Genomic DNA, 9,458 nt, shown 5'->3' with positions numbered 1-9,458 from the left:
GCAACAGCTCGCCGAGCGCAACGTCGAGGTGGAGCGCAAGAATCAGGAGATCGAGCAGGCGCGGCGCGCGCTGGAGGAGAAGGCCACCGAGCTATCGCTGACCTCGAAGTACAAGTCGGAGTTTCTGGCAAACATGTCGCACGAGCTGCGCACGCCGCTGAACAGCATTCTGATCCTGGGCCAGCAGCTCACGGACAATCCGGACGGCAATCTCAGTCCCAAGCAGGTCGAATTCGCCCGCACCATTCACGGCGCCGGTACCGACCTCCTGAACCTGATCAGCGACATTCTCGACCTTTCCAAGATCGAATCCGGTACCGTGACGGTCGACGCCGAGGAGATCCTGACCGCGAACCTGCTGGAGACCGTCGGGCGGCCGTTCCGTCATGAAGCCGAGAATCGCAACCTGTCCTTCGATGTCGAAGTCGATCCGACTCTTCCGCGCAGCATCGTCACGGACTCCAAGCGCCTGCAGCAGGTGTTGAAGAACCTGTTGTCCAACGCCTTCAAGTTCACTGCCGAAGGCGGCGTGCGGCTGAGGATCGCCGACGCGTTCGGCGGATGGAGCTCGGATCATCCCGTTCTGAACACCGCGCCCGCGGTGATCGCCTTCGAGGTCTCCGATACCGGCATCGGAATCCCGCTGGAGAAGCAGAAGCTGATCTTCGAGGCATTCCAGCAGGCGGATGCCGGGACGAGCCGCAAATACGGCGGCACGGGGTTGGGCCTGGCGATCAGCCGGGAGCTTGCGAGCCTGCTCGGCGGCGAGATCCATCTGCGCAGCGCGCCGGGCAGGGGATCGACTTTCACGCTCTATCTACCCCTGAAATATTCCGGTCCGGCATTGGCGCCGCGCGCCGCTCCGTCCTCGACGGCCCAGCACAGCCAGCCGGCACTCCAGGTGACCGCGCCTGAACGCGTCGTCGAGCAATTGCCCGACGATCGGCTCGATGTCGAGCCCGGCGATACGATCCTTCTGATCGTCGAGGACGATCCTCATTACGCGCGGGTGCTGGTCGATCTCGCCCGCGACAACGGATTCAAGGTGCTGGTCGCCGCGCGCGGCACCGAGGCGCTGGAGCTTGCCAAGCAGTACCAGCCGACCGCGGTCTCACTCGACGTGTTCCTGCCGGACATGCTCGGCTGGACGGTGTTGAATCAGCTCAAGCACAATCCGCTTACCCGCCACATCCCGGTCCAGATCATCACGCTGGACGAGGACCGCCAGCATGCGCTTGCCCGAGGTGCGTTCTCCTTCGTCAACAAGCCGACGACGACCGAGGGTGTCTCCGCTGCGCTGTCGCAAATCAAGGAGTATGCGAGACCGCGACGCAAGCGGCTCCTGATCGTCGAGGACGATGAGGCGGAACAGCTCTCGATCCGCGAATTGCTGCATCACGACGATATCGAGATCGTGGCGGCCAGCACCGGCGCCGAAGCGCTGGCAACCCTGCGCGAGCAGTCCTGCGATTGCGTCGTGCTGGACCTGCGGCTGCCGGACATGAGCGGCTTCGAGGTTCTGGACGAAATCCGCAACGATGGAGCGCTGTCGAACATTCCGGTCGTGGTCTTCACGGGGAGGGAGCTGTCCGCGGAGGAAGACACGGAACTCCACACCATGGCCCGCAGCATTGTGGTCAAGGGCGTCGAGTCGCCCGAACGCCTGCTGGATGAGACGTCCTTGTTCCTGCATCGCGTGGTGACGGAACTGCCGATCGAAAAGCAGCGCATGCTGGAAAAACTGAGCAGTTCCGACGAGGACCTGATCGGCAAGACCGCGTTGCTCGTCGACGACGACGCCCGCAACATCTTCGCGCTCTCGAGCGTCCTGGAACGGCGCGGCATGAGGGTGCTCACCGCGACGACCGGCAGCGAAGCGGTGGCGCTGGTCGAATCAAATCCGGAGATCGCGATCGTGCTGATGGACATCATGATGCCGCACATGGATGGCTATCAGACCATCGGCGTCATACGTCAGAACGCGGCGTTCGCCCGCCTGCCGATCATCGCGCTGACCGCAAAAGCGATGAAGGGTGACCGCGAGAAATGCCTGGAAGCCGGCGCTTCCGACTACCTCGCCAAGCCGGTCAACACCGAGCAATTGCTACTCGCCATCCGTATGTGGCTGCATCGCTGAGCGTCGGCCAATGGACCACGAAAAGGTGAACATCCTCCTCGTCGACGATCAGCCGGCCAAACTGCTCGCCTACGAGGTGATCCTAAAGGATCTTGGCGAGAACCTGGTGATCGCCGCATCCGGCCGCGAGGCCCTTGAGATCCTGTTGAAGACCGAGATCGCGGTCATCCTGGTCGACGTCTGCATGCCGGAACTGGATGGTTTCGAGCTTGCGGCGATGATTCGCGAACATCCCCGATTCCAGAAGACCGCAATGATCTTCATCTCGGCCATCCAGGTCAGCGACATCGACCGCCTGCGCGGCTACGAGATGGGCGCGGTCGACTACGTCCCTGTGCCGGTTGTGCCGGAAGTTCTGCGCGCCAAGATCAAGGTATTTGCCGAGCTCTATCGCAAGACGCGCGAGCTGGAGCGGCTGAACCGCGAACTGGAAGATCGCGTTCGTGCGCGAACCGCGGAGCTTGAACGATCGACGGCCAAGCTCCTGGAGAGCGAGCAGCGGCGCAGCATGGCGATCGCCGCCGGCAAGATGGGATCGTGGGACTGGGACTGGACCAACGGCGACTGGATGTGGGACGAAGGTCAGTATCGCATCTTCGGCGTCAGCCCCGACAGCTTCGAGGTCACGACGGCAAACATCCAGGCCCTTCTGCATCCCGACGATATCGATCAGCTGCGCACGGCTATCGCCGACTTCAACAAGGGCGCTCGATCCTATGAGGCGGAGTTCCGCGTCACCCGGCCGGATGGCGAGGTGCGCTGGTGTGTCGTCACCGCAGCGGCAACCGTCCAACAGGGCGGTCGCGTCGTACGGGTGAGCGGCGTCACCGTCGACATTACTGAACGCAAGCGCGCGGAGGAGCGACAGAGCCTCCTCGCGCGCGAGGTCGATCACCGCGCCAAGAACGCGCTCGCCCTGGTGCAATCGATCGTTCGCCTCACCCGTGCCGAGACCATGAGGACCTATGTCAACGCCGTCGAGGGCCGCATCAATGCGCTGGCGCGCGTGCACACCATCCTGTCGCTCTCGAGCTGGCAGGGCGCCGAGCTCGGCAAGCTTCTCGAGGAGGAGCTGGCGCCGTATTCAGTGGGCGGACAGATCCGTCTTTCCGGTCGGGAGGTTCAGCTCGCGCCGGCAACCGCACAGACACTCGCGCTGGCGCTGCACGAGCTCTTCACCAACTCGGCCAAGCATGGCGCGCTCTCGATGCAATCGGGACGGCTGGCAATCGGCTGGCAGGCAGAGGATGAGAGTCTCACGCTTGTCTGGGACGAGTCCGGCGGTCCCCCGGTGAGGCCTCCCAGTTCGCTCGGGTTCGGCACCCGAAGCCTGCTAGCGAGCATCGAGTCCCAACTCGGCGGTCAGGTCCTGTTCGACTGGCGCCCGGGAGGCCTGTTGTGCCGCCTGCAAGTTCCGCTGGCGCGGAAGACCTCGTTGCTGCTGCCGGAAAAATTCGGCGCCGCAACGTCGATCGAACTGCAAAGGGCTTCGGGCTAGCCTAGCGCTTCATTGCTCTTGGTTGGAACGGCGCGTGCGGGATACGTCGTCCCTCGAGCCAGGCTTCATTCCGCGCCAGATCGCGGAGCGCTATCGCGTACCTGCAGGCCGCGCGTCGATCCGAGCCATCCGGCAGACCGCGGGCCTTGCGAAGCATCTCACGCGCTGCGTTGCGATAGGCGAGGGAGCGATACAGAAACACGACCTTCCCCATGATCGGGCTCTCCTGGTCCTAATTGGTGCCCATTCTCTCAGGCCGCCCCTGAACGCCACATGAAGATTGAGCAAAAGGAACGTTCATTCAGGAAAGCGTTCAGCGAGTCTTATCGGAACTCCCGATACCCGAGTGCGTTTTGCAAGCGAACAACCGAGTAGCCCAAATGCGCACAAAGAAGTCACCAGGGCTGGTTTCGTCCCGCGGCGCAATGAAGCTGATGGCGCACGCGATGATGGGGGCGGCGTTGGGCCTCAGTTTTGGCCTGATCCTCACCGTGATCAACCCCGTCGTTGCAGCGCTTATCCAAAACGGTGGAAGCTCGGCCCCACTTGTGTTCGTCGTCACATTGGTGACGACATTTGCAATCGGCGCGACCTTGACCGGAATGGTGTTCATCCTCGCGGAGGACAACGAATCTTGAAGCGGCCGTAGCGCGCGCGGCGGCTTTGCTCGGAACTCCCCCGAGCCGTAGCGGTTTGCCTCCTGCCTCAATTCAACTCAGGGAGACAAACGCATGAAGAAGACCCACCTCGTGTTTGCCACGCTGTTGACAGCAGGTCTCGTCGCGGCGCCGTTCGCTGCGGAAGCGAAATCGAAGACCAAGCAAAAGTCGTCCACGTCTTCCACGATGACGACAGGCGCCAACGTGAAGTCCACCAAGGGCATGAGCAAGAATCCGTCCAGCCAGGGCAATGTCGGCTCCGGCACCACTCAGGGCGGCAGCACGCGGTCATACGGATATTGAGCGCTCGGAACGACATCGACCGTTCAACGAAAAGGCCCCGCGATCGAGCGGGGCCTTTTTGTCTTGCGTTCCTCGGTTCCGTCTATTGCGTGTGCTCTTCGCGTTCGTGAATGATGTTTGCCCGGCCGACGAGGAGATCGTCGACGAGGCCGATGCGCTTGGTGTCCTTGCCGGAATAGGGCATGGCGTGCAGGACGTAGCGCATCGCATTCAGGCGCGCGCGTTTCTTGTCGTCGGACTTGATGACGATCCAAGGGCAGTCCGCCGTGTCGGTGTGGAAGAACATCGCTTCCTTGGCGTGGGTGTAGTCCTCCCACTTGTCGAGCGAGGCCATGTCGATGGGCGACAGTTTCCACTGCTTCAGCGGATGGGCTTCGCGCTCCTTGAAGCGCCGCCGCTGCTCCTCGCGGCTGACCGAAAACCAGAACTTGACGAGGTGGATGCCGCTGCGAACGAGGTTGCGCTCGAATTCGGGCACCTGGCGCAGGAATTCGTCGTATTCGGCCTGCGTGCAGAATTCCATGACGCGCTCCACGCCGGCGCGGTTGTACCAGCTGCGGTCGAACAGGACGATCTCGCCCGCGGTCGGCAGGTGTTCGACATAGCGCTGGAAATACCACTGGCCGCGCTCCACGTCGCTCGGCTTCTCGAGCGCCACGACCCGCGCGCCTCGGGGGTTCAGATGCTCCATGAAGCGCTTGATGGCGCCGCCCTTGCCGGCGGCGTCGCGGCCCTCGAACAGCAGCACCAGCCTTTGCCGGTTCTCCTTCATCCAGTTCTGCAGCTTGAGAAGCTCGGTCTGAAGGATGAACTTCTGCTCTTCATAGTCGCGCCGGAGCATCCGGAACTTGTAGGGGTAAGCGCCGTATCGCCACTCCTCGGAGAGTTCGTCGCTGGTATGCCGCTTGCCGTTCTTGGCCTGCTTTCCGTCCAGCATCGCCTGCATTCGGCGCGCGTCATCGGGCGCGGCGCCCGACAGCATGGCCTGGACAGGCTCGCTGTCCGGCTCCAGCACGGGCGGGCCTTTCAGGATGGTATCCAGGGCGGCAAGCTCGGTTGACTGTCTACCCAACGTGTATTGTTCGGCGAGGGAGCGTTCGATCGGAGAGAGGCGCGCCCGCCTCGCACTGTCACTGGACGATATCGTTCGCTGGGCGTGCTTTGCCGCGGGAGCCTTCCTGGTCGCCCGTCGTTGCGATTTCCTTGCATTAGATGCCATCGACTGCGCTTCTCCTGGGCGACTCAGAGAGGGAATCCTATCCGCCATTCCTTTCCCGGGGACTAATGGCCATCAAACTCCCCCGGGGAGGCACCCCCCGCACGGCCGAGAAGCGCGCTATCACCATGCTATGGGTCGATCTCCCGCCGCAGGTCGGATGGCGTTCGTCCAAAAAGGCGGCGGAAGCTGCGGTTGAAGGTGGTGAGGTCACTGAAGCCCGCGGCGAACGCGATATCGCCGATGCGCAGCATTCGGCACGCGGGATCGACAAGCATGGCCCGTGCGCGCTGCAACCGCTCTTCGGTCACGAACGCCACAAAGCTCACGCCATTGCGTTCGAAAAGCAGATAGACCGATCGCTCGGACAGACCGACCCGCTGCGCCACCTGTTTCGCCGACAACTCCGGGTCGGAAAGGTGGGCGAGGATGTCGGCCGTCACAGCGGCAAAACGCGCCACCTGGACGGCGCCCGCAGCGGCGCGCTCGCGATTGTCGTCGTTGGGCTGCACTGCGGCGGCGATCAGGTCTGCGATATGCTCGTTGACGCGATAGGCGAGGGCGGGGTCGCTTGGCACGCCGCCGGCCACGAGCGCAGCGATGTAGGCGGTGAGCAGGTGCAGCGCGCCGCTCCGGGAATCCGCTCGATGAAACGGCCGCTCGCCGATGCTGCGCGACCGGCTGCGCAGGAGCGCGCCGTCCAGCCGGACGGTGTTCCATCGCACACGACTCTGAAGTTCGCATGTGCCGGGCGCACCATGAAACAGCAGCACGCCATCGCCTTCGGCGAAGGTCGTTTCCGAATCGTCGTTGATTAGGCGATAGCCGGCCTGTTTCATCCACATGAAAGAGAAGTCGCCGTTACCGTCATTGGCGAGCTTGCGCGTGCGCCGATAGCGTGCCGGATTGGAGTGGGCCGAACTGATCTCGCCGGAGGGAAGCCGCTGCACATCGATCCGTGCCCACATGCTGTTTGGCTCGTGCGGTTCGATCTCCAGTTGCATGTAGCGGCGGCCAATGACCTCGCGCCAGATGGCAAGCCGGTCTTTCGCCGGGAGGTCATCGGTGCAGAAGTGAAAGCGAGCTCCCTGTTCGATCTTCAACGTCCATCCCCGCTTCATCCGGCGCCGGTCTTGGTCGTGCGTTTCGTCATGAAGGTTCGAGCCGAACGCCCATGAGAGCGACTTGCAACTTCCGCGGTCTGGTCACCGCGCAGCCTGTGACGACATAGCAACAACCGTTTGCCATCTGCAACGATTGCAGAACGTGCCCGGTTCGTTGCGCCACATGCCGAGACCGCGGGCAGGTGCCTCTCTAGTTTCAGCGACGAATCTTGGGGGAAACTCCAAGGCGAGCTTGGGAGAAATTGATGACGACGCGATGCCCTGCCTTCCTCGAAGCAGCGTCGGGAACGATGCGGGCGATGGTTGCCGGCGCGGCCCTGGTCGTGTTGGTCTTGCCGCTGTCTGATGCCTATGCGCAGGCATGCCAGCCGACGGGAACGAACCAGACCTGCACCAACTCGGTGACGATTTCGGGCGGCGCTGTCGGTATCCTTGACAATGGCTCGCTGACGCTCAACAACACCGTAACCGGCGCCATCCTGAGCGCCGACAGCATTCTCGCGCTCATCGATGCCAACGTGACCAATTCCGGCACGATCCAGGCGGGCAACCACGGCATCTACGCCGGCAGCAACGCCACCGTGACCAACTCCGGCACGATCCAGGCGGACTGGGGCATCGCTGCCCTACAGTACGTCAACGTGAACAATTCAGGTAAGATCCTGGCGGACGAGTATGGCATTGCCAGCAGCAACGCCGACGCCAACGTGACTAATTCCGGCACGATCCAGGCGAACAAGTATGGCATTGTCGCCGGCAATGACGCCAACGTGACCAACTCCGGCACGATCCAGGTGACGGGTCTCAGTGGCGCGGGCATTTACGCCATAAATGGCAACGCCAACGTGACTAATTCCGGCACGATCCTGGCGGATGGTGGTGGTATCCGCGCCGGCGCCAACGCCAACGTCACCAATTCCGGCACAATCCTGGGCTTCACCGGCATTACCGCCACCATCGACGCCAACGTGACCAATTCCGGCACGATCCTGGCGAACCTGGCTGGTATTCGCGCCGACAATAACGCCAACGTGACCAACTCGGGCACGATCCAGGCGGACTGGGGCATCGCTGCGGTAGGCGCGGGGCACGTCACCAATTCGGGCACCATCGCGGGCACCATCGCGGCTTTGAGCTTCGGCGGTAACGGTACGGGCGGCAGTTCGTTGACGCTGCTGCCGGGTTCGAAGATCATTGGCGACATTTACTTCAATGGTACGACAGGCAACAGCGTCCGTTTCCTGGGCGGCAACCACAACCTGACCTTCGACGACGAGTTGCTCACCGGCACCACGGTCACCGGCGCGATTCCGTTCGCCGTGTCCGGCTTTCGGGCCGCTGCCGTCGATCTCACGCCCTTTGCCATGCAAGGGCGCGTGCTGACCGATTTCACGCGCGGGATTTCGGACGCCATTCCGCACGTTGCCCGCGGCGGCGCGGCGGGCGGCGCGCCGCTGGCCTTTGCGGCGCCGGACGCATCATCGCGCATCGACGACGCGTTCGCGGCGATCCCCGGACTGTCCGCCTATTCCGGAGAGGCCATCGCCTTCAAGGCGCCGACCGTCGTCTACGCCGACGACACCGCGATCTGGTCGCGCGGCTTCGCCGGCAGGCGGGTGCAGCAGGCCGATGGTGTGCTGCTGCATGCGGCGAACGCGTTCTACGGCGGCATGCTCGGCGGCGACAAGCGCGTGCAGCCTGGTCTGACGGTGGGCGCCTTCATTGGCGGAGGCGCAACCCGGACGGACATCGACCTCAATACGGGCGACAGCCGCAGCGATCTCGGATTTGGCGGCGTCTATGCCAACTACGATGCGGGCCAGACCTTCCTCCGTGCGGTCGTTCAGGGCGGGGCGTCGCGCAACACGGTGACGCGCACCATCAACAACAACCTCCTGCCCACCGGACTGGAGACCGCGACCGCCTCCTTCGATGGCTGGTATGTGAGCCCCGACGCGACGATCGGCCATCGTTTCGCGCTGGGCCAGTTCGCCAACGGGAGCTATACGCTGACCCCCAGCCTCAAGCTTCGCTATTTGTACGGCGAGTTAGGCGGCTACACCGAGAAGGGCTCGACCGCAAACCTTTCGGTTGGCAGTCGCACGGTGAGCACGGCGGAGGAGCGCGGAGAGGTGAAGCTGACGCGCACGGAACTCGCTTCGACTGCCGGCATGATCTCGACCAGCCTCTATGGCGGGGTGCTCGGCACCCAGCGGCTTGGGGGCGCCACGATCAACGCCACGCTGCTCGGCCAGGCGATCCCGTTTGCGACCCCCGGGCCTGCGGACGTCTGGGGCGGCTTCGGCGGCGCCGGACTGGAGTGGCGCACCGGCAACGTATCCGTCTACTCCGCCGCCGAGTATCTTGCGCTGTCCGACAAGTCCAACGTCATCAGCGGCAGGGCCGGCCTGCGTGTCGGATTCTGAGAGCCTGTAAAGGTTTTTCTGCCGTCATTGCGAGCGAAGCGAAGCAATCCAGAATCTTTTCGCGGCAACAGTCTGGATTGCCTTCGTCGCTTCGC

General features: G+C 63.3%; 7 protein-coding genes. 5 read left to right on the top strand and 2 right to left on the bottom strand.

Annotated features, from left to right (window positions below; translation table 11 throughout):
• The 4 genes from HY852_RS15165 to HY852_RS15150 all read left to right on the top strand — a co-directional run.
• Positions 1-2,137 (top strand): response regulator (locus tag HY852_RS15165; RefSeq protein WP_291605581.1); only part of this gene is annotated, 2,137 nt, incomplete at its 5' end.
• 10 nt (positions 2,138-2,147) lie between these two features.
• Positions 2,148-3,635, top strand: coding sequence for an HWE histidine kinase domain-containing protein (locus tag HY852_RS15160; protein WP_291605580.1), 1,488 nt, complete (start codon positions 2,148-2,150; stop codon positions 3,633-3,635).
• Positions 3,636-4,015: 380 nt separating this feature from the next.
• Positions 4,016-4,273, top strand: a complete 258-nt coding sequence (locus tag HY852_RS15155) for a hypothetical protein (protein WP_291605583.1) — start codon at positions 4,016-4,018, stop codon at positions 4,271-4,273.
• Between the two features lie 93 nt (positions 4,274-4,366).
• The gene (locus HY852_RS15150) at positions 4,367-4,597 is read left to right on the top strand and encodes a hypothetical protein (protein WP_291605579.1); all 231 of its coding nucleotides are present in this window, start codon (positions 4,367-4,369) and stop codon (positions 4,595-4,597) included.
• A gap of 82 nt (positions 4,598-4,679) precedes the next feature.
• Here the strand turns inward: HY852_RS15150 and ppk2 are convergent, their stop codons facing one another.
• Positions 4,680-5,816, bottom strand: a complete 1,137-nt coding sequence (gene ppk2, locus HY852_RS15145; RefSeq protein WP_291605578.1) for a polyphosphate kinase 2 — start codon at positions 5,814-5,816, stop codon at positions 4,680-4,682.
• 128 nt (positions 5,817-5,944) lie between these two features.
• Positions 5,945-6,916: an AraC family transcriptional regulator gene (locus tag HY852_RS15140; protein ID WP_291605577.1), complete on the bottom strand. Its 972-nt coding sequence runs from the start codon at positions 6,914-6,916 to the stop codon at positions 5,945-5,947.
• A gap of 266 nt (positions 6,917-7,182) precedes the next feature.
• On the opposite strand from HY852_RS15140, the gene HY852_RS15135 reads away from it, so the two are divergent.
• On the top strand, positions 7,183-9,363 hold the full coding sequence (locus tag HY852_RS15135; RefSeq protein ID WP_291605576.1) for an autotransporter domain-containing protein: 2,181 nt from the start codon (positions 7,183-7,185) through the stop codon (positions 9,361-9,363).
• The last annotated feature ends 95 nt before the right edge of the window (positions 9,364-9,458 follow it).

The sequence above is a fragment of the Bradyrhizobium sp. genome, assembly GCF_016213215.1.
Taxonomy (GTDB): Bacteria; Pseudomonadota; Alphaproteobacteria; order Rhizobiales; family Xanthobacteraceae; genus Bradyrhizobium.
The sequence above is the reverse complement of the archived record's forward strand: the minus strand, read 5'-3'. Positions and strand labels throughout refer to the sequence as shown.